This window comes from Baekduia soli, from assembly GCF_007970665.1.
In the GTDB taxonomy this organism is placed as follows: Bacteria; Actinomycetota; Thermoleophilia; order Solirubrobacterales; family Solirubrobacteraceae; genus Baekduia; species Baekduia soli.
Genome location: NZ_CP042430.1, coordinates 648,479 through 675,032 on the forward strand (window position 1 = coordinate 648,479; position 26,554 = coordinate 675,032).

The 26,554-nt window shown below is 73.2% G+C and carries 26 protein-coding genes and 1 pseudogene; 8 read left to right on the plus strand and 19 right to left on the minus strand.

What is annotated here, in order from left to right:
* Positions 1–28: 28 nt before the first annotated feature.
* The gene (locus FSW04_RS02920) at positions 29–1,357 is read left to right on the plus strand and encodes a class II fumarate hydratase (protein WP_146916075.1); all 1,329 of its coding nucleotides are present in this window, start codon (positions 29–31) and stop codon (positions 1,355–1,357) included.
* A 43-nt stretch (positions 1,358–1,400) separates the two neighbouring features.
* On the opposite strand, the gene FSW04_RS02925 is transcribed toward FSW04_RS02920, so the two are convergent.
* From FSW04_RS02925 to FSW04_RS02950, 6 genes and pseudogenes are all read right to left on the minus strand, one after another.
* Entirely contained in the window at positions 1,401–2,165 is a 765-nt protein-coding gene (locus FSW04_RS02925) for a DUF559 domain-containing protein (protein ID WP_146916077.1), read from the minus strand.
* 188 nt (positions 2,166–2,353) lie between these two features.
* A complete protein-coding gene (locus FSW04_RS02930) occupies positions 2,354–4,255 on the minus strand; it encodes a glycoside hydrolase family 2 protein (RefSeq protein WP_146916079.1) in 1,902 nt (633 codons plus the stop codon).
* 1 nt (position 4,256) lies between these two features.
* On the minus strand, positions 4,257–4,970 hold the full coding sequence (locus FSW04_RS02935; RefSeq protein WP_228430835.1) for a cyclase family protein: 714 nt from the start codon (positions 4,968–4,970) through the stop codon (positions 4,257–4,259).
* 124 nt (positions 4,971–5,094) lie between these two features.
* Positions 5,095–6,582: an NAD-dependent succinate-semialdehyde dehydrogenase gene (locus FSW04_RS02940; protein WP_146916081.1), complete on the minus strand. Its 1,488-nt coding sequence runs from the start codon at positions 6,580–6,582 to the stop codon at positions 5,095–5,097.
* A gap of 119 nt (positions 6,583–6,701) precedes the next feature.
* Positions 6,702–6,920: pseudogene (locus FSW04_RS28285) on the minus strand (sugar transferase); the annotation flags it as partial.
* 283 nt (positions 6,921–7,203) lie between these two features.
* Positions 7,204–8,850: an acetolactate synthase large subunit gene (locus FSW04_RS02950; protein WP_146916083.1), complete on the minus strand. Its 1,647-nt coding sequence runs from the start codon at positions 8,848–8,850 to the stop codon at positions 7,204–7,206.
* 97 nt (positions 8,851–8,947) lie between these two features.
* On the opposite strand from FSW04_RS02950, the gene FSW04_RS02955 reads away from it, so the two are divergent.
* Together FSW04_RS02955 and FSW04_RS02960 are read left to right on the plus strand one after the other, a co-directional pair.
* Positions 8,948–10,432 (plus strand): SpoIID/LytB domain-containing protein, encoded by a 1,485-nt coding sequence (locus FSW04_RS02955; RefSeq protein ID WP_146916085.1) that lies wholly within the window; start codon positions 8,948–8,950, stop codon positions 10,430–10,432.
* A 50-nt stretch (positions 10,433–10,482) separates the two neighbouring features.
* Positions 10,483–11,031 (plus strand): LemA family protein, encoded by a 549-nt coding sequence (locus FSW04_RS02960; protein WP_146916088.1) that lies wholly within the window; start codon positions 10,483–10,485, stop codon positions 11,029–11,031.
* 4 nt (positions 11,032–11,035) lie between these two features.
* Here the strand turns inward: FSW04_RS02960 and FSW04_RS02965 are convergent, their stop codons facing one another.
* Together FSW04_RS02965 and FSW04_RS02970 are read right to left on the minus strand one after the other, a co-directional pair.
* Complete coding sequence (locus tag FSW04_RS02965; RefSeq protein ID WP_146916090.1) at positions 11,036–11,500, minus strand: MaoC family dehydratase; 465 nt, start codon at positions 11,498–11,500, stop codon at positions 11,036–11,038.
* An 11-nt stretch (positions 11,501–11,511) separates the two neighbouring features.
* Entirely contained in the window at positions 11,512–12,882 is a 1,371-nt protein-coding gene (locus FSW04_RS02970) for an ABC1 kinase family protein (RefSeq protein WP_146916092.1), read from the minus strand.
* Positions 12,883–12,937: 55 nt separating this feature from the next.
* On the opposite strand from FSW04_RS02970, the gene FSW04_RS02975 reads away from it, so the two are divergent.
* Positions 12,938–13,801 (plus strand): 5'-3' exonuclease, encoded by an 864-nt coding sequence (locus tag FSW04_RS02975; protein ID WP_187369198.1) that lies wholly within the window; start codon positions 12,938–12,940, stop codon positions 13,799–13,801.
* Positions 13,802–13,860: 59 nt separating this feature from the next.
* Entirely contained in the window at positions 13,861–15,978 is a 2,118-nt protein-coding gene (locus FSW04_RS02980) for a glycoside hydrolase family 2 protein (RefSeq protein ID WP_187369199.1), read from the plus strand.
* On the opposite strand, the gene FSW04_RS02985 is transcribed toward FSW04_RS02980, so the two are convergent.
* From FSW04_RS02985 to FSW04_RS25595, 6 genes are read right to left on the minus strand one after another with little or no spacing between them, the layout of a single operon-like run.
* Entirely contained in the window at positions 15,975–16,274 is a 300-nt protein-coding gene (locus FSW04_RS02985; RefSeq protein ID WP_146916100.1) for a GlsB/YeaQ/YmgE family stress response membrane protein, read from the minus strand. The genes FSW04_RS02980 and FSW04_RS02985 overlap by 4 nt on opposite strands.
* Positions 16,275–16,330: 56 nt before the next feature.
* Positions 16,331–16,816, minus strand: coding sequence for a hypothetical protein (locus FSW04_RS02990; RefSeq protein WP_146916102.1), 486 nt, complete (start codon positions 16,814–16,816; stop codon positions 16,331–16,333).
* Positions 16,813–17,178, minus strand: a complete 366-nt coding sequence (locus tag FSW04_RS02995; RefSeq protein ID WP_146916104.1) for a cupin domain-containing protein — start codon at positions 17,176–17,178, stop codon at positions 16,813–16,815. Before FSW04_RS02995 ends, FSW04_RS02990 begins: the two co-directional genes overlap by 4 nt.
* 13 nt (positions 17,179–17,191) lie before the next feature.
* On the minus strand, positions 17,192–18,271 hold the full coding sequence (gene ychF, locus FSW04_RS03000; RefSeq protein WP_146916106.1) for a redox-regulated ATPase YchF: 1,080 nt from the start codon (positions 18,269–18,271) through the stop codon (positions 17,192–17,194).
* Positions 18,268–18,558, minus strand: coding sequence for a phosphatase PAP2 family protein (locus FSW04_RS25590; protein ID WP_187369200.1), 291 nt, complete (start codon positions 18,556–18,558; stop codon positions 18,268–18,270). Before FSW04_RS25590 ends, ychF begins: the two co-directional genes overlap by 4 nt.
* Positions 18,555–18,764, minus strand: coding sequence for a hypothetical protein (locus tag FSW04_RS25595; protein ID WP_187369201.1), 210 nt, complete (start codon positions 18,762–18,764; stop codon positions 18,555–18,557). Before FSW04_RS25595 ends, FSW04_RS25590 begins: the two co-directional genes overlap by 4 nt.
* 417 nt (positions 18,765–19,181) lie before the next feature.
* On the opposite strand from FSW04_RS25595, the gene FSW04_RS03010 reads away from it, so the two are divergent.
* A complete protein-coding gene (locus tag FSW04_RS03010) occupies positions 19,182–20,000 on the plus strand; it encodes a WecB/TagA/CpsF family glycosyltransferase (RefSeq protein WP_228430839.1) in 819 nt (272 codons plus the stop codon).
* Here FSW04_RS03010 and FSW04_RS03015 read toward each other — a convergent pair.
* Together FSW04_RS03015 and FSW04_RS26705 are read right to left on the minus strand one after the other, a co-directional pair.
* Positions 19,927–21,174 (minus strand): glycosyltransferase, encoded by a 1,248-nt coding sequence (locus FSW04_RS03015; RefSeq protein ID WP_146916111.1) that lies wholly within the window; start codon positions 21,172–21,174, stop codon positions 19,927–19,929. The two genes, FSW04_RS03010 and FSW04_RS03015, sit on opposite strands and share 74 nt — an antisense overlap.
* Positions 21,175–21,205: 31 nt before the next feature.
* Positions 21,206–21,700: a serine O-acetyltransferase gene (locus FSW04_RS26705; protein WP_228430841.1), complete on the minus strand. Its 495-nt coding sequence runs from the start codon at positions 21,698–21,700 to the stop codon at positions 21,206–21,208.
* A 270-nt stretch (positions 21,701–21,970) separates the two neighbouring features.
* Here FSW04_RS26705 and FSW04_RS03025 point away from each other — a divergent pair, with 270 nt between their 5' ends.
* Positions 21,971–22,762, plus strand: a complete 792-nt coding sequence (locus FSW04_RS03025) for a WecB/TagA/CpsF family glycosyltransferase (RefSeq protein ID WP_228430843.1) — start codon at positions 21,971–21,973, stop codon at positions 22,760–22,762.
* Here the strand turns inward: FSW04_RS03025 and FSW04_RS03030 are convergent.
* Genes FSW04_RS03030 through FSW04_RS03040 form a run of 3 tightly spaced genes read right to left on the minus strand, consistent with a single transcriptional unit; the run spans position 22,749 to position 24,968 of the window.
* A complete protein-coding gene (locus FSW04_RS03030) occupies positions 22,749–23,267 on the minus strand; it encodes a D-glycero-alpha-D-manno-heptose-1,7-bisphosphate 7-phosphatase (RefSeq protein ID WP_146916115.1) in 519 nt (172 codons plus the stop codon). The two genes, FSW04_RS03025 and FSW04_RS03030, sit on opposite strands and share 14 nt — an antisense overlap.
* On the minus strand, positions 23,261–23,860 hold the full coding sequence (locus tag FSW04_RS03035) for a D-sedoheptulose-7-phosphate isomerase (protein ID WP_146916117.1): 600 nt from the start codon (positions 23,858–23,860) through the stop codon (positions 23,261–23,263). The genes FSW04_RS03030 and FSW04_RS03035 overlap by 7 nt, the downstream gene beginning before the upstream one ends.
* The gene (locus tag FSW04_RS03040; RefSeq protein WP_146916119.1) at positions 23,847–24,968 is read right to left on the minus strand and encodes a GHMP family kinase ATP-binding protein; all 1,122 of its coding nucleotides are present in this window, start codon (positions 24,966–24,968) and stop codon (positions 23,847–23,849) included. The genes FSW04_RS03035 and FSW04_RS03040 overlap by 14 nt, the downstream gene beginning before the upstream one ends.
* 430 nt (positions 24,969–25,398) lie before the next feature.
* On the opposite strand from FSW04_RS03040, the gene FSW04_RS03045 reads away from it, so the two are divergent.
* Positions 25,399–26,487: a glycosyltransferase family 2 protein gene (locus tag FSW04_RS03045; RefSeq protein WP_228431375.1), complete on the plus strand. Its 1,089-nt coding sequence runs from the start codon at positions 25,399–25,401 to the stop codon at positions 26,485–26,487.
* Positions 26,488–26,554 lie beyond the last annotated feature (67 nt).

Here is a 26,554-nt window from a genome sequence, read left to right on the forward strand (position 1 = left end):
CGCGCGCCCGAGTCGTAGGGTTCCGTGCATGCCCCCTTCGAACAAGACGCTGTACGGCGGCGAGACCCAGAAGGCCGTCGACAACTTCCCGATCTCCGGTGAGACGGTCCCCGCGTCGGTCATCCACTGGCTCGGCCGCATCAAGGGCGCCGCCGCCCTGGTCAACGCCGACCTCGGCAAGCTCGATCCCAAGCTCGCCGCCGACATCGCCACCGCCGCCGAGGCCGTCGCCTCCGGCGAGCACGACAGCCAGTTCCCGATCGACGTCTTCCAGACCGGGTCGGGGACGTCGTCCAACATGAACACCAACGAGGTGCTGTCGGCGCTGACCGGCGGCGCGGCCCATCCCAATGACCATGTGAACATGGGCCAGTCCTCCAACGACGTGTTCCCGTCGGCCGTCCATCTCGCCGCGCTGGACCAGGCCACGAAGCAGCTGCTGCCCGCACTCAAGCAGCTCGAGCGCTCGCTGGACCGCAAGGCCAAGAAGTTCAAGGACGTCGTCAAGTCCGGCCGCACGCACCTCATGGACGCCGTGCCCGTCACGCTGGGCCAGGAGTTCGCGGGCTACGCGACGCAGGTCCGCCTCGGCCAGGAGCGCATCCAGAGCGCGCTGGTGCACGTCGGCCAGATCCCGCTCGGCGGCACCGCGACCGGGACCGGGCTCAACACGCACCCCAAGTTCGCCGCCGAGGTGCGCAAGCGCCTGGCGCGCGACAGCAAGCTCAAGCTCATCGCGCCGCCGGCCGACCCGTTCGAGGCCCAGGCCAACCGCGACGCGCTCGTCGAGCTGTCGGGCGCGCTGAAGGTCGTGGCCGTGTCGCTGACCAAGATCGCCCAGGACATCGCGCTGATGGGCTCGGGCCCGCGCGCGGGCATCGGCGAGATCTTCCTGCCCGAGCTGCAGAAGGGCTCGTCGATCATGCCGGGCAAGGTCAACCCGGTGCTGCCCGAGGTCGTGCTGCAGGTCAGCGCGCAGGTCATCGGCAACGACACCGCGATCACGATCGGCGGCATGCAGGGCCAGTTCGAGCTCAACGTGCGCATCCCGCTCATCGCCCGCAACCTGCTGCAGTCGATCCACCTGCTCTCGACGACGTCGGTGGCGTTCGCCGAGAAGTGCATCGACGGCATCGAGGTCAACAAGGCGGGCACGGCGGCGTCGGCCGGCGGCACGCTGGCGGTCGCGACCGCGCTCAACGAGGCGATCGGCTACGACAAGGCGACGACGATCGTGCAGATCGCCTCCAAGTCCGGGCGCCCGCTGCGCGAGGTGGCCCTGGAGCAGGGCGTCGACGCCAAGCTCTACGACGACACGATCGATCTGCGCCGGATCGCGGCGGGCAACCAGGCGTAGGGGCCGTCCGCACTCTGGGTCGCCTTGGGTGTCTCATGGACACTCATCGCGACCCAGAGGTCGCGAGCAGCCGCCGCAGGCGGTCGGCACAGCGCGAGGGCTCGCGCACGAGCTGACGGCTGCTGAAGCGGACGACCCGCCACCCCGCCACGGTCAGCACCTGGTCGCGATCGCGATCGCCGTCGAACGCCGACGGGGTCCGGTGGAAGCTGTAGCCGTCGGTCTCGACGATCAGCCTTGCGCTGGGCCAGTGGAAGTCCACGACGAAGCCCTCGATCCGGGCATTGGCGATCGGCGCGCGGAGCCCGTGGCGGTCGCAGAGATCGAGGAGCGCGACCTCGGCCGGGCTGCGCAGATCGGCGGTGCCGCGCCCTTCGAGGCGATCCAGCAACCGCGAGAGCCCTGGCGCGCCACGGCGCGTGGGGTGGGCCGCCAGCACCCGGCGCACGTCGAGGAGGTCGAAGCGCTCGAGCCGGTCTGCACGCGCGATGAGGTCCTCCATGCGGCGCCCGCGGATCGTCGCCGCCAGATCGAGGAGGGTCCTCGCGGGTGTGGTGACTGGAATCACATCGTGGACGGCGACCTCGTCGGGCGGCAGCGAGCGGACCCGGTGCAGCCTGATCCGCGCATCCGGGCTGCGGCCCGAGCGCGCCGGGGTCGTCACGTCGATGCGGCCCGCCCGCGTCGGTCCGAATCCCCAGGCCGCCGCGGCCTCCGCGCCGCTCAGGACCGCAGAGGATCTGCAGGCGAGCACGGCGGCCAGCCAATGACCCTCGATCCTGAGGCGCACATGGCCGACCGCGTACACGCCGGGGTAGCACGGGACGAGGCGGCGCCGGCGCAGACGGCCCACGATCGCCGTGGGGCTGAGATCGGCGTCCAGCAGCTGGCGGCGCGTCACGATGCCCCACTGGTGGTCGGCCAGCGCGGCCAGCGTGTGGTCTGGGTCGATCTGAGTGTCCAGGCGACCCGGGCCCCCGATCCACCCCCGCTACGTCACGGGGCGGACAGGCCGTCGCCCAGGGGCGCGAAGGCCCGGCGGACCGCCGCGGCCGCCGGCTTGGGCCTGCCGTCGTAGGCGAAGATCCCCTTGGTGTTCAGGCCGCGCTCCACGTGGATCCCGGGCACCTCGGATTTGATCGACCCGCCCGCGAAGTCCGGGGACACCCCGAAGTCCCGCAGGTTCCACACCAACATGCCGCTGATCTCGGGCACGGAGCGGTAGGTCGCGATGTGGCGGCGCAGCAGCCAGGACTGGAAGCCGTAGCCGCCGGGCGCGTCGACCGCGTTCTGCGGGTTGGCCTCCGCGCCGAACTCGCTGACGATGAGGACCTTGCCGGGGAACGTGCGCGTGAACGACAGGGTCGCGGCGTGCAGCGCCGCCGTGATCGTCTCGCGCGAGGCCAGCGGGTCCTGGTACCAGCCGATGTAGTTCGTCAGCCCGACGGCGTCGACGTCGGCGTAGATGTGCCCGGCGACCTTCGGCGGGTGCGGGCCCCACACGTCCAGCGCGACGAGCCGGCCGGGGTCGGTGCGGTGCAGCTCACGGGCCATGTCCCGCACGTAGGAGACCTCGGTCGCGTCGTGGCCGTTGCCCGCGACCTCGTTGACCAGGTTCCAGGCGATGACGGACGGGTGCAGGCGCTCCTGGCGCACGGTCGCGCGCACGCGCTCGCGGGCCAGGTGCCCCAGCGCCGCGGTGTCCGAGGTCCAGGCGCCCGGAGCGTCGACCGGCCCGACGCCCTGCCACACGAGGATGCCCGCGCGGTCCAGGCGCTCGAGCAGCGGCGTGCTGAGCCCATGCTGCGCGCGCGTGGCGTTGGCCCCGACGGCCTTGAGGTCTGCGACCATCGCGTCCATGTCGGCGGGCGTGAGCGCGTCGCCGCGACCGTCGGCGTCCTCGTGCAGCGAGGCGCCGTGCAGGCGCAGGCGCTTGCCGTTGAGCAGCAGCACGTCGCCGGAGCGGCGGATCTCGCGCAGGCCGACGCGGTCGTTCCAGGTGCCCTCGCCGGGGACCTCGAGATGGAAGGCGTACAGGTTGGGCGTGCCCGGGGCCCACAGCGCGGGGCGCCGGACGACGACGGAGGTGCTCACCCGCTGCGACGCCCCGGGCGCCAGGCGCACGGCCGGGAAGGCCAGCGCGATCGACGACGACCCGTGGCGCAGCGTCCCGCGCACGTGCAGCTGGCGGGCGGCGTCGGCGCGGTTGCGCACGAGCACGGAGACGTCGACGTTCGCGTCGTCGCCCGAGAGCACCGTGCGCAGCGTCGGCGCCTCGAGCTCGGAGGGCGCCAGCGGGCGCAGCGTGACCTCGCGGTTGATGCCGCCGTAGTTGAACCACGTGCGGTGCCAGCCTTCGCGCTTCTGGTGCGACGGGTGGCGGTAGTCGGCGCGCACCACCAGCGTGTGCGGCACCGCGGCGCGCAGGCGCAGCGTGAACTCGAACGGCAGGTAGGCGCCCGTGTGGGAGCCCAGCAGCCGGCCGTCGAGCCACACCGTGGCGACGTGGTGCACCGACTCGAAGCGCAGCGCGTAGGAGCCCGTCTCGGGCGCGGTCAGCGTCGTGCGGTACCAGGCGATGCCGCCGGCGTAGGCCTTGACCCCCGCCGCCCCGGTCACCTGGGCGGCGTTGGCCACGTGCGGGACGGTCACCAGCGCGCCGGGGAAGTGGCCCGCGGCGAAGCCGGCCCGCTCGCCCCGGTCGCCGGGATCGAGCGCCTGGACCCACGGCCCGGCGACCTCGAGGCGCCCGGCGGGGCCGCCGTAGGCCTGGGGCGGGACGAGCGACTCGCCCTGCGTGCGCGCCGACATGGCGCCGGCGACGACGACGGACCCGGCGGCCAGCACCGCGATCACCAGCGCCGCGACGGCGACGAGGCGCAGGCCTCGGTGTCTCACGTCACTCCGGAATGATGGCGACCGCACGGGTGGGACCCGCCGATCCCCCGACGATGCGCAGCGGGAAGCAGGCCACCTGGAAGCCGGTGGAGGGCAGGGCGCCGAGGCCGACGAGGCGCTCGATCTGGCAGTACTCGAGGTCGGCCTGGTGGGCGGCCCAGAAGATCCCGCGCTCGCCGCGGGCGTTGGCCTCGGCGGCCTGGAGGTGCAGCGGCGCGTCCCAGCCCCAGGCGTCGATGCCCATGACGCGCACGCCGCGGTCGTGCAGCCAGCGGGTCGCCTCCGCCGTCACGCCGCAGCCGCGCGCGATGTAGTCGTCGGCGCCGTAGAACGCGTCGCGGCCCGTGTGGACCAGGACGATGTCGCCGGGGCTCAGCTCGTGGCCGGCGGCGTCCAGCGCAGCCTGCGCCTCGGGGGCGGTCATCGGGTCGCCGTCGGCCTTGTCGCGCAGGTCGAGCACGACCCCGGGGCCGAAGAACCACTCCAGCGGCAGCTCGTCGATCGTGCGGGCCGGCTCGCCCGCAACGGTCGAGTTGTAGTGCCAGGGCGCGTCGACGTGGGTCGAGGTGTGGGTGCCGAAGCGCAGGAACGTCTCGACGGCCCAGCCCTCGCCGTCGCGCAGCAGGTCGGCGCCCACGCCGAAGCGCCCGGAGATCGCCGACGCGCCCGCGGCGTGGTCGGCGAACGCGATGTCGGTGCGCAGCTCGTCCGGCACGCCGGGGGCGACGGGGCGATGGGGGCGCTGAGGTCCACGATCCGAGGCATCGGCGAAGGCGTGTTCGCGTCCGAGGATGGCTGTCCTCCTGCTGACCACCGGCTCCCGGGGCCGGCCGGCCGGCTCAGAGCGCCACGGGCGGGGTCCCGACGTTCATGGCCACGTACTTGGTCTCGAGGTACTCCTCGAGGCCCTCGGGCCCGCCCTCGCGGCCGAACCCGGACTGCTTGACGCCGCCGAACGGGGCGCCGGCGTTGGAGACCAGCCCCTGGTTGAGGCCGATCATCCCCGTCTCCAGCGCCTCGATGACGCGGAAGGCCCGGTCGACGTCGGTCGTGTACATGTAGGACACGAGGCCGTACTCGGTGGCGTTGGCCTTCGCGACGGCCTCCTCGTCGCTGGAGAACGTCGTCACGGGCGCCACGGGGCCGAAGATCTCCTCGCCGAGGAGGTCGGCGCCGTCGGGCACGCCGGCCAGCACGGTCGGGGCGTAGAAGTAGCCCGCGCCGTCGACGCGTGAGCCGCCGGTCAGCACCTTGGCGCCCTTGGCCACCGCGTCGTCGACGAGCTCGGCGACCTTGCTGCGCTGCGCCTCGTCGATGAGCGGGCCGACCTGGATGCCGTCCTGGGTGCCGCGGCCGACCTTCATCGCGCCGATCCGCTCGGCCAGCCGCTGCGCGAACGCGTCGGCCACCGACGCGTGCACGAGGAAGCGGTTGGCGCTCGTGCAGGCCTCGCCGCCGTTGCGCATCTTGGCGATGAGCGCGCCCTCGACGGCCGCGTCGAGGTCGGCGTCCTCGAAGACGAGGAACGGGGCGTTGCCGCCGAGCTCCATCGACATCTTCAGGATCTGCTCCGAGCCCAGCTGGATGAGCGTCCTGCCCACCGGCGTGGAGCCCGTGAACGACATCTTGCGTGTGCGCGGGTCCTTGATGAGCGGCTCCATGATCTCGCCCGACTTCCTGGCGGTGATCACGTTCAGCACGCCGCCGGGCAGCCCGGCCTCCTCGAGGATCTGGGCGAGCGCGAGCATCGACAGCGGCGTCTGCTTGGCGGGCTTGACCACGCAGGTGCAGCCGGCGGCCAGCGCCGGGCCGATCTTGCGCGTGCCCATGGCCAGCGGGAAGTTCCAGGGCGTGATGAACACGCACGGGCCGATGGGCTGCTTCATCGTCAGCACGCGGCCCTTGCCGGACTCGTTGATCGTGAAGCGGCCGTTGATGCGCACGGCCTCCTCGGAGTACCAGCGGAAGAAGTTGGCGGCGTAGACGATCTCGGCGGCCGACTCGGCGACGGGCTTGCCCATCTCCAGCGTCATGAGCAGCGCCAGCTCGTCGGTGCGCGCGATGATCGTGTCGTAGGCGCGGCGCAGGATGTCGCCGCGGTCGCGCGGCGCGACGTTGCGCCAGGTCGTGAACGTCTCGTCGGCGGCGGCCAGCGCGGCGTCGGCGTCGGCCGCGGTCGCGTCGGGCACGGAGGCGATGGTCTCGCCGGTCGCCGGATCCTCGACGTCCAGCGTCCCGCCGCCGGTGGCCTCACGCCACTGCCCACCGATGAACAGCTGCTGGTTGACGCCCTGCACCACGCGTGTCTCGTCTGCCGTCGCGGCCATCTCGTGTGTCCTCCGTCGCTTCCCAGGTCGGTGCCGTGTCGAGCATACGAGTGCCCGACGCGCCGGGATGGCGAAACGACCGGCCCGTCCTGCTCCGCCTCGCGCAGCACCGCGCCGGCGGGGGCGCCGAGGATGCGCAGGTCGAGGGCCAGGGACCGGTTGTCGATGTGGTCGTTGTCGAGCTCGGCGCGGCGCGCGATGTCGACCGCGCCGCGGGAGCCGCGCACCTGGGCCAGGCCGGTGAGCCCGACCCGCACGCGGTGGCGGTGGCCGTAGCCGGGGACCTCGACGGCGAAGCGCCGGCGGAAGAGCACGGGCCCGCGCGAGGAGCAGCGCACGGCCAGCGCGATGGCCAGCAGCAGCGGCGCGAGGACGACCAGGGCGCCGACGGCCAGGCAGCGGACGGTGAGGTACTTGGCCTCGAACGCGACGGAGACGTTGAGCGACGGTACGGCGAGCGACGAGCGCGGCGTTCATCGGGACCGACAGCGCGAGCAGGAGGAGGAGGGGAACCGCGGAGGGCCTCGCGTCCCCCTCATCGGACGTTCGTCCGCGGGATTCGACCCCTGGAGATGAAGATGCGTCAGGCGGACCGCCAAGCCGCGCCGACGCCGCCCAGACCTACGTGTTGGTGACCGTCTCGGCGCCCAGCTCATGGGCGATCGCGACATCGATCGAGTAGTCGATCGGCACCACGATCAGCGACGGGCGGTCCAGCGTGAGCGCGTGGCGCAGGTGGCGCCCGAAGTCCTCCGGCGCGCCGCAGCGCCAGGCGGGCATCCCGAACGACTCGGCCAGCCGGACGAAGTCGGGGTTCGTGAAGTCCACGCCGAAGTGCTCGCCGAACTTCTTGTCCTGCTTCCAGACGATGGAGCCGTACTGGCGGTTCTCCCAGACGACGTTGACGAACGCCGTGCCCAGCCGTGTCGCGGTCTCGAGCTCCTGGAAGTTCATGAGGATCCCGCCGTCGCCGTTGACGGTCACGACGCGCCGGTCGGGGTGCACGAGCTTGGCCGCGACCGCGCACGGCACCGCGAAGCCCATGCCCGCCAGGCCGTTGGCGATCATCACCGTGTTGGGTTCATGGGCCGGGAACATCCTGCCGATCCACAGCTTGTGCAGGCCCACGTCGGAGATGAGGATGTCCTCGCGGCCCAGCGCCTGGCGGATCTCCCACAGGACGCGGGGCGGCTGCATGGGGAAGTGCTCGTCGTGGCGGGCCTCTCGCAGGCGGCCGAGCACGACGTCGCGCAGACGGGGCGAGCCGCCGCTGTGCGGGACGTCGCGGCACTCCTCCGCCAGCCGCGCGATGACGTGGTAGATGTCGCCGACGAGCTCGACCTCGGGGGTGAAGTAGGCGTCGATCTCGGCCGGCTCGGAGTCCACGACGACGATCTTCTTGTCGCGCCGCGGGTTCCAGTGCTTGGGCGCGTGCTCGACGAGGTCGTAGCCGCAGGCGATGACCACGTCGGCGTCCTCGAAGCCGGCCATCGCGTAGTCGCGGGCCTGCAGCCCGACCGTCCCCAGCGCCTTGGGGTCGGTGTAGTCCAGCAGGCCCTTGCCCATGAACGTCTCGGCCACCGCGATCCCCGTCGCCCGGCAGAACTCGCGCAGGGCGGGCGCCGCCCCGGCGCGCACCGCGCCGTTGCCGGCCAGGCAGACCGGGTTGATCGCGTTGCGGATGAGGTCGGCGGCCTTGAGCAGCTCACGCGCGGCGGGCTCGGGCTTGACGGGCCGGCGGCGCGGCAGCGGGATGGCGTCGACGTCGGCGGCCATGACGTCCTCGGGCAACTCGAGGTGCGTGGCACCGGGCTTCTCGGACTCGGCGACCTTGAACGCCTTGCGCACGACCTCGGGGACGATGTCGGGGCTCGTGACGCGGGCGTTCCACTTCGTGATCGGGCGGAACAGCTCGACGAGGTCGATGAACTGGTGGGACTCCTTGTGCATCCGCTCGAGGTCGGCCTGCCCCGTCAGCGCCACGAGCGGCGCGCGGTCCAGGAACGCGTCGCCGATGGCCGTCACCAGGTTCATGGCGCCCGGTCCCAGCGTCCCGAGGCAGACACCCGCACGCCCGGTCAGGCGGCCGTACATGTCGGCCATGTAGGCCCCGCCCTGCTCGTGTCGAACGGGCACGAAGGAGACCGAGGAGTTCGCGAGCGACTGGTTGAGGTCCAGCGTCTCCTCGCCCGGGATGCCGAACACGTACTTGACGCCCTCGGCCTCGAGGCATTCGACGAACAGGTCGGAGGCTCGGCGCCGGCCCATGTCAGTCCCGTACCCTCACACGCTTGAGCATCTGATGTCCCGCCTGATCGAACTCAGCACCGCAACTCCCCTCCACTGCCCGCGTTCCCATCGAGGCATGCGCCGGATCGTCACCACCTCGGTCGCCGCGCTGCTCGCCGGGCTGGCGTGCGCGCCGGGGGCCCATGCCGCGAGCCGCCTCGTCGTCCAGGGCCACGGCTTCGGCCACGGCATCGGGATGAGCCAGTACGGCGCCCTGGGCTATGCCGAGCACGGGTTCTCCTACACGGACATCCTGAGCCACTACTACGAGCAGACCTCGGTGGTGCCGCTGGCCTCCGAGCCCGACGTGCGGGTGCTGCTGCAGACCGCGCGGCGCGCGACGATCACCGGCGCGGTCGCCGGCCCCGACGGGCCGCTGGACCCGGCCAAGACCTACGTCGCGACGAGCAGCGCCGGGCAGGTCGCGCTGGCCACCGGCGGCAAGCGCGTCGGCGTCTACGCCGCGCCGCTGCGCCTGAGCGCACCCGCCGGCGGCGCGGTGCAGCTGCGCGGGATGGCGGCCAACGGCCTTCGCGATGGCCGCTACCGCGGCGCCCTGGAGATCCGCCCCGCGGGCGGCAGCGTGCAGGCCATCAACGCCGTCGACCTCGAGGACTACGTCCGCGGCGTCGTCTCGGCCGAGAGCCCGGCCAACTGGCTCGCCGAGCAGCTCAAGGCCCAGGCCGTCGTGGCGCGCAGCTACGCGGTGACCACGAACGTCGGGAGCACCACCGACGGCATCGACCAATACGCCGACACGCGCTCGCAGATGTACAAGGGCGTCGCGGCGGAGTTCCCGTCGACCGACGCGGCCGTCGCCGCGACGGCGGGCCAGGTCGTCGCCCAGGACGGCAAGCCGGTCGTCACCTACTTCTTCTCGACCTCGGGCGGCCACACCGAGAACGTCGAGTTCTCGTTCCTGGGCGCGCTGCCACGCACGTGGCTGCGCGGCGTCGACGACCCGTTCGACAGCGTCTCGCCGCGCCACACGTGGACGCCGTTCACGTTCAGCGGCACGCAGGTCCGCCAGCGCCTGCACGGCCTGGTCCGCGGGAGCTTCCGGGGCATCAAGGTGCTCGAGCGCGGCACGTCGCCGCGCATCGTCCGCGCCGAGGTCGTCGGCAGCAACGGCGTCACGGAGGTGACCGGCCCGCAGCTGCGCCAGCGCTTCGGGCTCTACGACACGTGGGCGACGTTCACGTACATCTCCTCGAAGGTCAAGAAGCCCGCGACGCCGAAGGCCCCGAAGGACCCGAAGGCCCCGGCGGTGCCCGGCGCGCCGATCGACAACGGCGCGGCGACCGCGGGGACCCCGGTCGACACGACGGGCGGGCAGGCGGCGTCGATCGCCCGCCGCCGGCCGTCGGAGCTGACCGGCTCGATCGACCGCGCTCGGCGCGGGCGCCGCGTGCGCATCGAGCGCCGCGACGGGGCCACCTGGCGCACGGTCGCCACGACCCGCGTGCGCACGGGCGGCCGCTACCGCGCGCCGCTGCCGGGTCCCGGTGAGTACCGCGTCGCGTTCGGCGACATCGCCGGGCCGTCGGTCAACGTCCGTTGAACCGGGCCCCAGGGCCTCAAGACGGCGATCGACCTGCCGATCCGCGGGGTATGGTCGCCGTCTACGCCGGGCTCGGAGCGTTCGCGCTGGTCGCGGCGTGGCTGGTGACCGGCTACCAGGGCCTGGTCGCCGCGCGCAACCGCGCCGAGGGGACCTGGAACGGCATCGAGGCCCAGCTCCAGCGCCGCCACGCGCTGCTGCCCGAGCTCGCCGACGCGGTCGCCGCGCTGGCCCCGGGCGAGACCGAGGTCCTGGGCCGCCTGGAGCGGGCGCGCCTGGCCGCGCAGTCGGCGGGCTCGGCGTTCGAGCGCGCCGACGCCGAGCGGCGGGTCGCCGCAGCGCTGGGCGCCCTCGGGGCGCTCGTGCAGACCCATCCGGCGCTGGGCGCCGGCGGCACCTTCGTCGAGCTCCAGACGCGCCTGGCGCGCATCGACGACGACCTGCAGGCCTCGCGCCGGCTCTACAACGCCGATGTGCGCCTCTACCTGACGCGGCGCCGGCGGTTCCCGCCGGTGGTGCTCGTCGGCATGGAGCGCTTCCCCGAGCGCCCGTACTTCGAACTCGACCAGACGCGCGAGCGCATCCTGGCCGTCGCCTGATCGGCTACCCGCCGTAGTAGCGGGCGACGGCGTCGGCGACGCAGACCGGCTTGTCGCCGCCCTCGCGCTCGAACGTCTGGGTGACGGTGAACTGCACCCCGCCGGGGACCTCGACGGCCGCGCTCAGCGTCGCGCGCATCCGCACCCGGGACCCGATCGGCAGCGGCGCGGGGAAGCGCACCCTGTCGTAGCCGTAGTTGAGGCCGAAGGCCGCGCCGCGGATCTCGAACAGCGCGTAGGAGAACCGCGGGCCGAGGCTGAGCGTGTAGAGCCCGTGGGCGATCGTGCCGCCGAACGGGGTGTCCTTCGCGCGCTCGGGGTCGACGTGGATCCACTGGTGGTCGCCCGTGGTCTCGGCGAACGCGTCGACGGACTCCTGGGTCACCTCGAACCAGTCGCTGACCCCCAGCTCCTCGCCGACCCTGCTCTTGAGCTCCTCGAGCCCGTTGATGACCGTCGTGGCTGCCATGGCCGGGCAGTCTAGGTCCCGGCAAGCCAGGCGGCCTCCTGGCGGCCGAGCTCGGTCGACGGCGGCGCGTCGGCCATGTACTCCAGCGCCAGCGTGCCCCAGTCGGCGCCGGCGCGCAGCTCGCCGAGCACGCTGAAGAACAGGCCCTCCATGCGGCGCAGCAGCAGCGCCTGGGGCGGGATCGTCTGGCGGCGCATCTCGTCGAAGAACGGCGACGCCGGCGAGCTGGAGATCTCCATGGCGTTGCGCACGTACTCGGGGTCCAGGCGCCGGAAGCCCGTGGTGAAGTACCACTCGCCCGCGGTGGCGAGCTGGTCGAGCACGCGGTCGGGGGAGAAGTCGTCGGGCTCGGGCAGGTAGCCCAGCGTGGCCAGCCAGTGGTGCACGCCCTCGGCGTCGCCCGAGACCACGGCGTGGGCCAGCGCGCGCTCGCCGTCGAGGTAGTCGGCGTCCATGCGGCGCACGAGGCCGAAGTCCAGGAAGCACACGCGCCCGTCGGCGGCGAGCAGGTAGTTGCCCGGATGCGGGTCGCCGGCGGCGATGCGCTCGCGGCGCACCAGACCGTAGAAGAAGCGGAAGCAGATCTCGGCGAAGCGGTCGCGCTCGGCCTCGGGCAGCGCCTTGACCTCGCCGAAGCCGCGGCCCTCCACGAACTCGGTGATGAGCACGCGGCGCGTCGACATCGAGGTCACGACCTCGGGAACGAGGATGAACGGGTGCTCGCGGAAGGCGCGCGCGACGCGGCGGTGGTTCTGGGCCTCGAGCTCGTAGTCGAGCTCCTCGCCGATCCGCTCGCGCAGCTCGTCCATGATCGCGCGGGCGTCGAGGCCCGGGGCCAGCCGCCGCACGAGCGGGAGCAGCATCCCCGCGTTGCGCAGGTCGGTCTCGACCGCCTCGGCGACGCCGGGGTACTGGACCTTGACGGCGACGTCACGCCCGTCGTGCAGCGTGGCGCGGTAGACCTGGCCGATCGAGGCCGCGGCGATCGGCTCCTGCGCGAACGCGGCGAAGTGCTCGTCCAGGTCGCCGCCGAGGTCGTCGGCCAGGACCTTGCGCATGCCCTTGAACGGGACGTTGGGGGCCGCGTCACGCAGGGAGGCCAGGCGCTCCTTGAACGCCTCGCGCTCGCCCTCGGGCACCATCTCGAAGTCCACGGTCGACAGGACCTGGCCGAGCTTCATGGCCGCGCCCTTCATCTGCCCGAGCTGGGTGACGAGCTCGTCGGCCAGCGCCAGGGCCCGCTTGGCGTCGGCGGCCTCGGCGCGCTCGGGCGTGCGCCCGCGGTTGGCGACCTGCGTGCCCGCCCAGCGCGCGCTCTGCCCGGCGACCAGCCCACCGAAGCGGGCGGTGCGGGCGATGCGGCTCTTGGGGATCTTCGGCATCCGTGCGGGGTTACGGGGCAGACGTGACGGGGGCTCATGCCAGAGTAGGGCGCGTATGCCCGCCCCGTTGCTCGTCGTGGACGCCCCGTCCCTCCTGTACCGCGCGTTCTTCGCGCTGCCCAAGTCGATCACCGGGGCCGACGGCCGGCCGGTCAACGCCCTGCTGGGCATGGCCAACCTCGTGCTGTGGGTCGTCGAGCGCCATGCGCCGCGGGCCGTGGTGCTGTGCACGGGCGCCGAGGCGGCGACCTACCGCACCGCCCTGTACCCCGGGTACCACGCCGACCGCCCGCCCGTCCCCGACGAGCTCGCGCCGCAGTGGGCCGACGCGCCGGCGTTCTTCGGCGCCTTCGCGTGGACCTGGCTGGATGCCGGCGACCTCGAGGCCGACGACCTGCTCGGCGCGCTGGCGCTCGCCGAGGCCGAGGCGGGCGGCGAGACGCTGCTGTTCACCGGCGACCGCGACATGTTCCAGTGCGTCGACGAGCACACGCGCGTGCTCTTCCCGCGCGGCGGCAAGGAAGGCCCCGAGCTCGTCGACGTCGACGGCGTGCGCGAGCGCTACGGCATCCACCCCGGTCAGGTGCCCGACTTCATCGCGCTGCGCGGCGACCCGTCCGACGGGCTGCCGGGGGCCAAGGGCATCGGCGAGAAGACCGCCGGCGAGCTGCTGCGCGCCCACGGCGATCTCGAGGGCCTCATCGCGGCCGCCGACGCGCAGCGCCCGCGGGTGGCCGCCGCGCTGCGCGACCAGGCCGACGAGCTGCGCGCGTTCCGCAAGATCGCGACGCTGCAGCCGATCGATGTGGCATGTCCCTCCGACGCGCCGACCGACGCCGCCGCCGCCGCGCGGGCCGCCTCGGAGCGCGGGATGGGGCGGCTGGCGGGGCGCCTGGAGGCGCTGGCCGGGCAGGCCTGAGCCGTGGCCGTGCGAACAGGGGTCTCCAGGCCCCGGGGCCGATTGCCGATGCTTGCGCGGTGATCCCTGCCGTGGTGCGACGCCTCGTCGTCTGCCTGACCCTGACCGCGCTGGCCGGCGCGGCGGGCGGCGGCGTCGCGCACGCGGCCACCGCGCCGCCCCGCGCCGTGGATCTCGACCGGGCCGCCTGGGAGTACGCGCCGGACCCCGGAGACCGCGGGCTGGCCGAGCGCTGGGCCACGGGCGCCGCGGGCGCCGACGCGGCGTTCAGGCCCGTCCGGCTGCCGCACGTCTTCGATCCCAAACCCGACCCCGACACGTTCCCGGGCTCCGTCGGCTGGTACCGCGTGCCGATCACCGCGCCCACGAGCGCGCCGGGCTTCACCTGGGCCGTGCACTTCGAGCAGATCCGCCGGGTCGCCGACGTGTGGCTCGACGGAAGGCACCTGGCGACGAACACCGACCCCTACGCGCCGTTCACCGTCGCGCTGCCCGCGCTGGACGACGGCCGCCCGCACGAGCTCGTCGTCCGCGCCGACAACCGCAAGGGCAAGGAGCCGCGCGAGGGCTGGTGGAACTGGGGCGGCATCACGCGCCCGGCCCAGCTCGTCCCGCTCGGCGGCCTGGTCACCCACGACCCCGGCTTCCTGCCGCGCCGCGTGTGCGACGCCGACGGCACCGGCTGTCGCTGGAGCGTGCTCGTCGACGCCGAGGTCGCGAACCGCGGGACCACGACCGTGGTCCCCAGGCTCGCCGCGCGGCTGACCGACCCCGACGGCGTGCGCGCCGGCGGCGCGAGCGCCACCGCCCGCCCGCTGGCCCCCGGCGAGACCGCCCGCGTGCGCTTCTCGGTCCCCGTCACCGGCGACGTTGTGCTCTGGGGCCCCGGGCACCCCGCGCTGTACGGCACGACGCTCCAGACGGCCGACGCCTCAGGCGTCCAGCAGGTCGACCACACGCGCATCGGGCTGCGCACCGTCGCGGTCCGCCACGGGCTGCTCGAGCTCAACGGCCGGCCCATCGAGCTGCGCGGCGCCTCGATCCAGGAGGACGTCGACGGCCACGGCCCGGCCCTGACCGACGCCGACATCGCGGGGATCGTCGACCAGCTCAGGACCGTCGGCGCCAACGTGACCCGCGCGCACTACGCGCTCGACGAGCGCCTGCAGGCCAAGCTCGACGAGGCCGGCATCCTCGTCTGGACCCAGGCGCCGATCTACCACCGCGACGCGCTGCTGAAGACCGTCGCCCAGCGCAACGCGGCGCTGTCGACGGTCCGCGCGACCGTCCTGGCCACGCGCAACCACCCCTCGACGCTGACGCACTCGGTGGCCAACGAGCTGTCGGTCATCCCCGACCAGGTCCCCGCCACCGCCGCCTTCCTGCGCGACGCCCGGGCCCTGACGCTCGACCTCGACCCGACGCTGCCGTCCTCGGTCGACACGCTGAGCTATCCCGGCTACCCGCGCCAGAACGCCTACGCGCAGTTCGCGCTGCTGGGCGTCAACAGCTACTTCGGCTGGTACCCGGGCAAGCCGGGCCACTCGACGGCCGACATCAACGCGCTCGCGCCCTACCTGAAGTCCATGCGGGCGATGTATCCCAACTCGGGGCTCGTGCTGACCGAGTTCGGCGCGGAGTCCTCGATCACGGGACCGTCGACCGAGAAGCAGACCTACGAGTTCCAGGCCGTCTACACCCGCGACGTGCTCAAGACCGTGGCGTCGTCGCCGACGCTGAGCGGGGCGATCTACTGGACGCTGCGCGAGTTCGCGGTCAAGCCCGCGTGGGACGGCGGCGCCGGCCTGCCCAGCGTGGACCGCAGCCCGATCCACCACAAGGGCCTCATCACCTACGACGGGCGGCCCAAGCCGGCGTGGGACGTCCTGCGCGACGACATCCGCAGGACGCCGGTGCAGCGCAGCGACGAGTCCGTGGCGCTCGCGCTCGGGACGCGTGTGGCGGTCCGCGACCGCGGCGGCTTCGGCATGGGCCTGACGATCGCCATCCTCGCCGCGGTGGCGATCTTCATCGCCGTCGACGTCTGGGCGTTCCTGGGCTGGCGCGCGGCCTCGCTGGCCGACGAGCGCGAGGCTCGCGACGAGCGCCGCGCCCGGCGCCTGCGCGCCCGCGCCGGGCACGACGGCGACGAGTCCGCCGTGCGCGTGCTGGCCTAGACGGGGCGGCGGGGCCGGTTGTCGGGCCGCCGGGTCGACCAGGCGGTCTGCCCGCGCGAGCGGCGCACGAGGTAGACCAGGCCGGTGGCGACGAGCACGCTGACGATGAACGAGGCGCCGTAGCGGCCCCCGGTGATCGCCCACATGACCAGGCCCGCGATGAAGGACGCCGCCAGGCCGATGCCGACGGTCATCCAGATGCTCATCGGGTCCGGGCCCGGGAGCGCGAGACGACCGAGGCCGCCGACGATCAGGCCGGAGACGAAGAGCAGGATCAGGTAGAGCAGGACGCCCATGGTCCGGTGAGCGTACCCACGACGGCTTCGGGCCAACTAAGGGATCGTGATGGCGGTCAGGTGCCGGTGGGGCCGCCGGGGACCAGGCGCACCGCGTCGATCTCGTCGTGGCCGCTGGCGCCGCGCAGGACGAAGCCGACCGCGTCGATGTTCGTGCCGACGCCGGGCAGGTGCGCCACACGCAGCGAGATCGGGACCTTGACGATGTGGATGCGCCGGTGGGCGAGGACGAGCAGGTGGCGGTCGCCGTCGCCATCGGGGTCGTGGTGCTGGATCCAGACCACGCGCCCGTGGACGTGGGCACAGGTGGTCTGATCGGCCGGCACGTACGGGGCGCTGCGGTCGCACGGCCGGGTCCAGGCCGGCGCGGCGCGCTGCAGGGCCGGGTTCGTCAGGCCGGCCCGCGGATAGGTCTTGAAGCTGCCGGCCGAGGCGACGAAGAACGCGACGATGGCCAGGACGACGAGCAGGAGCAGGACGACGAAGGCCGCGCGCCGCAGGCGGCGCCGGGGACGCGGGCGCGGTGGGTGCGCCGCGGTCAATGCGCCGTCGTGCCCTCACGGCCGTAGGCGTCGGACAGGCGAACGACGTCATCGACCTCGGGCGTGGAGACCTCGAGCACGTCGGCGGTCTCGATGGCCTCGATCGTGTGGATCTCGCCCGGCACGTTGCGCCAGGTGTGCCCCGGGCCGATCTCGGTCTCGGTCAACGCGTCGGCCGACGGCCCCTTGACGAGCCGGAGCCGCCCGCTGAGCAGGTAGTTGCTCTCGTCCTTGTGCTGGTGGTACTGCAGCGACAGCCGGTGTCCGGCCTCCACGTGCAGGATCTTGCCGGCGTAGCGGTCGGTCAGGGCGTACCAGAGCTCGTGGCCCCAGGGCTTCTCGACGCGGCGCGGGAGGTCCATCGTGGCAGCTCCCTCAGGGCGTGAACTTCACGTTGATCACGTCGCCGTCGCGCATGACGTAGTCGCGGCCCTCCAGGCGCAGCGTGCCGCGCTCGCGGGCGCCGGCGAAGCCCCCGGCGTCCAGCAGCGCATCCCACGCGATGACCTCGGCGCGGACGAAGCCCTTCTGGATGTCGGTGTGGATCTGGCCGGCCGCGTGCCAGGCCGTCAGGCCGTTGCGCAGGTGCCAGGACTGGGCGATCGTGCCCTCCCCGGCCGTGAAGAACGAGTTGAGCTCCAGCAGCGCGAACGCGCCCTGGGAGACCCGGTCCAGTCCGGACTCGCTCACGCCGAGGTCGGCGCGCATCGCAGCGGCGTCCTCCTCGTCGAGCTCGGCGAGCTCGGCCTCCAGGCGCGTGGAGAGCGCGACGACGCCCGCGCCCTGCCGGGCGGCGTGCTCGGCGATGACGGCCGGGATCTCGTCGCTGCCCTCGTCGACGTTGACGACGAAGAGCACGGGCTTGGCGGTGAGCGGGCTGAGGTTGCGCAGGGCGTTGGGCGCGGCGTCGGGGACCGGGATCCCACGGACGGGCCGGCCCTCCTGCAACGCGGCGACCACGGTCCGCAGCCACGCCTCCTCGGCGGCGGCCTCCTTGTCACCGCTCTTGGCCTGCTTGGCGACGCGCTCGACGCGGCGCTCGGCCTGCTCGAGGTCGGCGTAGACGAGCTCGGTCTCGATCGTGTCGACGTCGCGCGCCGGGTCCACCGAGCCCTCAGAGTGCAGGATCGACTCGTCGGTGTGAGCCCGGACGACGTGGACGATCGCGTCGGTCTCGCGGATGTTGGCCAGGAACTTGTTCCCCAGCCCCTCCCCCTCCGAGGCGCCCTTGACCAGGCCCGCGATGTCGTGGAAGGCGATGGTGTCCCAGACGATCTCCGACGCGTGCAGCAGCGCGGCGACGCGCTCCAGGCGCTCGTCGCGCACGGGTACGATCGCCACGTTGGGCTCGATGGTCGTGAACGGGTAGTTCGCCGCCTCCGCGCCGGCCTTCGTCAGCGCGTTGAACAGCGAGGACTTGCCGGCATTGGGCATGCCGACGATGCCGACCTTCATCTGGCTCGGTCTCCGATGAACGTGCCGAGCAGGGCGCCGGCGAGGATGTCTGAGGGGTAGTGCACGCCGAGGTAGACGCGGCTGGCGGCCATCGCGGCGGCCACCGGGTAGACGACGCGCGAGCCGACCAGCGGGCTGTAGGCCCGAGCCGCGGCGAACGAGGACGACGCGTGGGCCGACGGGAAGCTCAGCTGCGTCGGGGTGGCGATCAGGTGCGGCAGGCCGTCGAGGGCGGGCCGGTCGCGGCGGGCGAGGAGCTTGATCGCGCTGTTGACGACCTGGGTCACGGCGACGCCGGCGATCGCACGCCGCCAGCGGTCGCGGCGCGGGGCGTCGAGCACCGCGCCGGCGGCGCCCCCACGAGCCACAGCGCCGCGTGCTCGCCCGTGCTCGAGAAGGCCATGACCGCGCGCTCGACCGGGCGGGCGTGACCGTGGGTGCGCGCGGCGCGCAGGATCGCGAGGTCCAGGCGGTTGGAGGTGGCGGCGGACATCGACGCGCAACGGTAGTGGTCGCCGGGGCGACCCGGCGGCGCGGGGGCGGGCAGGGGGACGGCGTCCGAGCACGAACGACTCATGCACGCGATGACCATCGATGAGCGACTTGCGCAGGATTGGTCACCGGGATCGGTGTGTGACCTCGGTCCGCGGCCCGGACGGTCGACCGGCGGTCGGCCGGGATCGCCGAGCGGCCGGCGCGGGCAGGACCCGGCTACCGTGGGGGCGCCGGTGGTCAGCAGCCGCCGGTGGCGGGAGCACGCGTCGCGCGCCGGGTCACATCGCCGGCCGATGGACCGGACCGCGCGAGCGCCCCGCACCCCAGCACCTTGCGCAGAGGTCATCCGCCGCCGGCCGGGCGGGGTGATCGCACGCGACCACGTCCACACCAGCACGAGGAGCGATCCCCGCACGTGACCGCGCACCCCAGCCCGGAGACCGAGGTCGAGCTCATGGGCGTCCGCGTGGACGCCGTCACCGAGGAGCAGGCGATCGAGGAGGTCCTCGAGGCCTCCGCGTCGCGCGCGGGCGGGTTCCTGTGCACCGTCAACCTGGACATCCTGCGCCAGTGCCGCCAGGACCGGGAGCTGCACGACCTGGTGAGCTCGGCCGACATCCGGGTCGCCGACGGCATGCCTCTCATCTGGGCCAGCCACATCGCCGGCACGCCGCTGCCCGAGCGCGTGGCCGGCTCGTCGCTCGTTTGGACGCTGCCGGAGGCGGCCGCGCGCGACGGCGCCTCCGTGTTCCTGCTCGGCGGCAACGAGGGCGTGGCGGAGGAGGCGGCGCACACCATCGTCGAACGCCATCCGCGCCTGCGGGTGGCCGGCACCCACTGCCCGCCGCTGGGCTTCGAGCACAGCCCGCGGCAGACCGAACTCATCGAGGAGCGCCTGCGCCGGGCGCGGCCCGACATCGTGTTCGTCGCGCTGGGGTCGCCGAAGGAGCAGCGGCTCATCGCCCGCCTGCAACCCCTGTTCCCACAGATCTGGTTCGTCAACTGCGGGATCTCCTTCAGCTTCGTGACCGGGGAGGTGCAGCGTTCGCCGGGGACCCTCCAGCGCGTCGGGCTCGAGTGGCTCTGGCGCCTGATCCAGGAGCCCCGCCGCCTGGCCCGGCGCTACCTGGTCGACGGACCGCCCGCCTTCGCGACGCTCGTCACATCCGCGGCGCGGACGCGGCTGGCCCGCCGAGCAGGGCGTGGATCCGTTCGGCAGCCTCCGCGGCGCTGAAGGACTCGGCGACCCGCGCACGGCCGCGGCGACCCATCTCGCGGCGGGCCGCGGGGTCGGCGGCCAGCGCGCGCAGCGCGGCCGCCAGCACGTCCGGGCGGCCGGGCTCGACCAGGAGCCCGTGGACGCCGTCGTCGACGAGCTCGGGGATCCCCATGATCTGCGTGGTCACCACGGGCAGCTCCATCGCCATGGCCTCCATGAGCACGACGGGGATGCCCTCGGCGAAGCTCGGCAGGCAGAAGACGTCGGCCGCCTGGTAGAGGTCGCCGACGTCGTCCTGGCCCACCGGACCCGTCAGGGTGACCACGCCGGCCAGGCCCAGCTCCTGCACCAGCGCGGTCAGCGCCGGGCGGTCCGGTCCGTCACCGGCCAGCGTGGCGCGCACGTCCAGGCCCTCACGGCGCAGCGCGGCGACGGCGTGCACGAGCGTGCGCTGGCCCTTGTCGGGCACGAGGCGCCCCAGGCAGAGGACGTCGAGCCGGCCCCCGGGGCGGTCGGGCCGCTCCGTGGCGGTGAACCGCTCGACGTCCAGGCCGCAGCGCACGATCTGCAGCTTGGCCCAGTCCTGCGGGGGCGAGATCCGCATGAGCTGCGAGCGGCAGTAGTCGCCGATGCACGCGACGAACCGCGCTTCGGCGACCTTCCGCGGCAACCCGTACCGGGTGACGTCGTCGAACTCCGTCGGCCCGTGCATCGTGAAGCTCCAGCCCACGCCGTCGTCGGCGCCGAACTGCGCCGCGACCATCGCGACGTCGCTCGCCGCATTGGCGAAGTGGGCGTGCACGTGGCCGATGCCGCGACGCTGCAGGCGGTCCCAGAGCAGGATGCCCTCGGTGAAGTAGAAGACCTTCCACGCGCCGTTGCGCGCGCCTCCGGCGCTGGAGCGCAGCGTGCCCGCCAGCGTCCGCAGGTACGTGCCCGGGCGGCGGCGCAGCGCACGCAGATGCGCCCCGACGAGCTCGCCCGGCGGAGGCGGCAGGATGACCGACGTCTCGCGGGCGGCCCGGCGATCGGCGTCGGTGAGCAGCTGATCGTCCGGAACCCGGCGCAGCGAGAAGGTCTCGACCCGCGCGCCGCGGGCGCGGAGCCCTTCGACCTCCCGCAGGATGAACGAGTGCGAGACACCGGGATACAGACCCACGATGTAGGCGATGGCGGGCTCGTCCGGCAAGTCCGTGGGGACGCTAGCAAGCGTGTGGGGCTCAGGACAGCGGCGCCGGTGCCGCCCGCACGGCCGGCTGCGGACCGGCAGCCGCCACGGTGACGACCGGCGCACGGAGGCTCACCTGCACGGCGGGGACGCCGACCATGGTGGCGCCGGCCGGGACGTCGGTGACCACGACGGCGCCCGCGCCGATCTTCGCGTCGTCGCCCACGGTGATCGGCCCGATCACGGTGGCGCCGACGCCGAGGTACACCCGGTCGCCGATGATCGGCGGTCGCCCGGGCCCACGCTGGCCGATGGTCACGCCGTGGTACATGTTGACGTCCTCGCCCAGCACCGTATGCGGGTGGAGCACGATGCCGCGGCCGGCGTGATGCAGGAGCAGGCCCGGCCCGCAGACGACCTCCCGCGGGAGCTCGGAGCCGACGATCCAGCGCAGGTACACCCGGTCGAGGATCCGCCAGACGATGTACAGGCCGATGGGGCGGCGATCCGCGGCGGTCAGCTGCTGCCCGAGGCGGAAGACGGCCACAGTCCGCCGATCGTCCTTGCTCGTTGTCCGCCCGAAGTCGCGTCTCAGCGTGACCTGGAGCTGTCTGAGGACCGTGAGGATGCGGCGATGCTAGCCGACCACGTGGCGGATGTCACCAATCGTCGCCACGTTGGTGACACCATGCACGGGCTCAGCGACCTTGACCCACCGATCCAACGGTCATGCACCACGAGCCCACTGGAGCCGATGGAGGACAGGCTCACCTTGCGATAGTGTCCCGGCGGCGCAGGAGTGACCTTCGCGCCCTCCATGACTGTCGGCCACGCACCCGCCGGTGACGCTCCGCCCAGGACCACCACGCTCATGGGCCTCGGCCTCGCACCGCTCACCGAGGAGCAGACGATCGAGCACGTGCTCGATGCGCTGGACCGTGGCGACGGCGGATGGCTGTGCCCGGTCAACCTCGATGTGCTGCGCCAGACCGTTGAGGACCCGGCACTCAACCGCCTGGTCGCCCAGGCCGATCTCGCGGTCGCCGACGGGATGCCGCTGGTCTGGGCCTCGCGCCTGCAGGGACAGCCGCTGCCGGCCCGCGTCGCCGGCTCGACCCTGGTCCGCACCCTGAGCGAGCGGGCGGCGGCCCGCGACCGCTCCGTCTACCTGCTCGGCGGTAACCAGGGCGTGGCCGCCGAGGCGGCCGTCCGCCTGCGCACCGACTACCCCGGCCTCCGCATCGCGGGCCACCGCTGCCCGCCCTTCGGCTTCGAGCGCGACGCCCGTGAACGCGAGGCGATCGCCGGCGACCTGCGGCGCACGAACCCGGACATCGTGTTCGTCGGGCTCGGCTTCCCCAAGCAGGACAAGTTGATCGTCGACCTGCGGTCGGTGCTGCCCGGCGCCTGGTTCGTCTCGTGCGGGATCTCCTTCAGCTTCGTCACCGGCGAGATCCAGCGGGCGCCCGTCCTCGTCCAGCGGCTCGGGCTGGAGTGGGTCTCCCGCATGATCCAAGAGCCGCGGCGCCTCGGCCGCCGCTACCTGGTCGACGGCCTGCCGTTCGCCGCCCGCCTGGCGCTGTCCAGCCTCCGGCTCAGATCGCGCTGACGGGCGCGAGCAGGTGCTGCACGGCGTGGGCGAGGTCCTCGGCGTCGCGGCCCAGCAGCAGCCCCGGCACGCCGGCGGCCGCGCCCGCCTCGACGTCGCTCGGCCGGTCGCCGATCACCACCGACCGGCCGAGCTCGATGTGGGGGTGGCGCTGCGCCGCGGCCAGCAGCAGCCCGGGCGCCGGCTTGCGGCAGCCGCACGGGCCGCGGTCGTGCGGACAGTGCAGGATGTCGTCGACCGCCGCGCCGGCCTCGCGGTCGAGCAGGTCGACGAGCCGCACGTGGATCGCCGCCAGGTCGACCTCGTCCATCCGGCCGAGCGCGATGCCGCGCTGGTTGGTCACCACCACGACCGGGATCGCGGCGTCGTTGAGGCTGCGGATCGCCTGCGCCGCCCCGGGCAGCAGGACGAGGTCCTCGGGCCGCTCCACGTAGGCGCCCTCGGGCGCCTTGACGTTGATCGTCCCGTCGCGGTCCAGGAACGCCGCACCGCCCGGCCTCAGCACAGCTCGCGCTCGGCGATCTCGAAGATCGTGTGGCCCAGGAGCTTGTGGGCCTCCTGGATGCGGGCGGTGCCGGGGCCGTCGACTGCTACCACCAGGTCGGCCGCCGCCGCCATCGGCGATCCCGGCGCACCGACGAACGCGCAGGTGACGAGCCCACGCGACCGCCCGGCCTCTAGGGCGCGAACGACGTTGGCCGAGCGGCCGCTGGTCGAGAGGCCGATGAGAACGTCGCCGGGGCGGCCGTGGGCCAGGACCGCGCGCGAGAAGACCTCGTCGTAGGAGTAGTCGTTGCCGATGGCGGTGACGGCGGCCACGTTGTCGCCCAGCGCGATCGCGGCGAACGGCTGGCGCTCGAGCTGGAAGCGGCCCACGAGCTCGGCCGCGAGGTGCTGCGCGTCGGCGGCGCTGCCGCCGTTGCCGCAGAGCAGGACGCGTCCGCCGCCGCGCAGCGCGCCGACCACCGCGCCCGCGATGCGGTCCACGGCCTCGGCGACCGGCGGGGACCGCAGCAGCTCGAGCACTCCGATCGCCTCGTCGATCCGCTCCGCGAGCAGCTCGGCGCGGGAGCCGGCCAGCAGTTCAACCCTCGACATAGGTCCACGTCCGCAGTCCGGTCTCCTCGAAGGCGAACTCGGCCTCCTCGAGCCCCATCTGGGCCAAGCGCGCGGCGACCTTGTGACGGGTCCCGGGCGTGCAGTAGAACAACATGAAGCCGCCCCCGCCGGCGCCCGTGACCTTCCCGCCGAGCGCCCCCGCGCGGATCGCCTCGTCGTAGGCCTCGTCGATCACCGGGGTGGAGATGCGCGGTGACATCTTCTTCTTCTCCTCCCAGGCGACGCCGAGCAGGCTGCCGAACGTGGCGAGCTTGCCTCGCAGCAGCGCCTCCTTCATCTCCAGCGCCAGCGTCTTCTGCATCCGCAGCCCGGCCAGCGCGTCCTCGTCGCTGTCCTCGTATCGCTGCGTCTGGTCCTCGATGATGTGGTCGCCGGCCCGGGTCCTGCCGGTGAAGACCAGCAGCAGGTTGGACTCCAGCTCGTACATCGTCGTCGGGCGGATGCGCAGCGGGTTGACGAGCACGTCCCCGGGGCCGAACTCGATGAAGTTGAACCCGCCGAACGTCGCGGCGTACTGGTCCTGGAGGCCCCCCTTGAGGCCCAGGTCGACTCGCTCGACCTCCCAGGCCAGCCGCGCGATCTCGTAGTCGGTCAGCGCGAGCTTGTGGTGATCGCGCAGGACGCCGATGAGCGCGACCATGAGCGCGGAGGAGGCGCCGAGGCCCGAGCCCGGCGGTGCGGCCGTGTGCAGGAACAGGTCGATCCCGCGCGGCTCCTCCAGCTGCGAGACGCGGCGGATGCCGGCCTTGACCAGATCCAGCTGCCCGTCGTAGTCGACGTGCTCGTCGGCGCCGTAGTCGATGGCCATGCCCAGGTCCAGGGACTCGACCCGCACCCGGCCGTCGACGCGCGGCCGCAGCGTGCCGTGGGCGAAGCGGTTGATCGTGGCGCACAACACCAAGCCGCCCTCGCGCTCCGGGAAGGGCGGGACGTCGGTGCCGCCGCCGGCGAACGACACGCGCAGCGGCGCCTTGGCCCGGAACAGCGGCTGCGTCCAAGCCTCGCGTTGGGCCCTCGCTCGCCTGAAGCGGTGGGTCTGGGTCTGCGGGGTGATCACGGCCGAGGGTCCTTCCGGGGCGAAGTCCATGTCGTCGATGTGCCGCGCGCTGACGACCCGGACAGCTCGGCCAGCCTGAGGTTAGACCCGCGCTGGTGATTGTCCGGTCGTGCTTGTCAAGGTCATAGGTTTGTACGGACCAGGCGGCAGAAATCCTCCCGTTGGTCACTGGCTTGGAAGGGGAACTGGAGCCTTGTTCATCGTCCGGTAACCGACCGATCGACACACCGGTTTGGTGACCTGCAGATCGGCGGACGACGATGGATCACCCGTGACGCGTGGCGGTCCGCGCAGCGTGTGCCAGACTGCGGTCATCGTCAGAGCTCTCGCCCGGGCCGTCCTCTCCGCCGGACACGCCTGGACCGCCTCAGCAACCGCATACCTCCTGACCCTCGCCGCCGCCGCCCCGTCCCGGGGATCCGGCGCCACGCCCCCCGCCACGCGGCCGGTGCACATCATCGTGTTGGTCCCGGCGCACGACGAGGCCGGTGGGATCGCTGACACCGTACGGTCACTCACCGCTCAGGATCACCCGGCCGATCTCCGCGAGACGATCGTGATCGCCGACAACTGCTCGGACGCTACGGCCCGGGTCGCGGCCGACGCGGGCGCCACGGTGTGGGAGCGCATCGACCCGGAGCGCCGCGGCAAGGGCCAGGCGCTGGCCTGGGCGATCGGCCGCCTGACGACCGAGCGGCCCGCCGCCGACGCGGTGGCGATCGTCGATGCCGACTGCATCGCCTCCGAGAACCTCCTCGGCGTCATGGCGGGTCGTCTGGCCGCCGCCGACGCGGCGGTCCAGTGCGGCTACGTGGTCGCCAACGCCGAGGCCTCACCGGAGTCCGCGCTGCGCACGGCGGGGTTCCTGCTCATGCACGACGTGCGTGCCGGCGGCAAGCAGGCCCTCGGCCTCTCGACCGGCCTGTTCGGGACCGGGATGGCCTTCGCCATGACCACGTTGCGACGCGTGCCGTGGGAGAGCACGTCGATCACCGAGGACACCGAGTACCACCTGCGCCTGATCGACGCCGGCCTGCGGGTGGCCTACGCCGGCGACGCCCACGTCGCCTCCGAGATGCCGACCAGCGCCGCGGCGGCGCGCGAGCAGCACCTGCGGTGGGAGGGGGGCAACGCCGCCCTGGCCCGCGGCACCGCACCACGGCTCCTGGCCAAGGGCATCATGAACCGCAGCCCGCAGCACGTACATGCCGCCCTCGAGCGGTGGGTCCCGCCTCAGAGCCTGCTGCTGGCCGCGACGCTGGCGGCGACCGCCGGCTCGGCCGTCTCCGGCTCCTCCCGCGGGCGGCGCTTCGGTCTCGCTACCCTCGCCGGGCAGGGCCTGTACGTGGTGGGTGGCCTGGTCGCCGCCCGAGCGCCCTCGGCTGTGTGGCGAGCGCTCGTCCACGCCCCGCGGCTCGTGCTGCGGAGGCTGGCCGTGATGACATCGATGGTCCGCCGCGGAGCGCCGACGGAGTGGGTACGAACCGCCCGGGAGCACGAATCTCCCAGGAACCCACCATCGCATGACGAAGCGGGACTCGGAGTCTGACCCTCTCGCTAGTCTGCCTGCGGGTCCGCGTTTCCGCCACAGGCATCACCTCGAGCTTCTCAAGGGG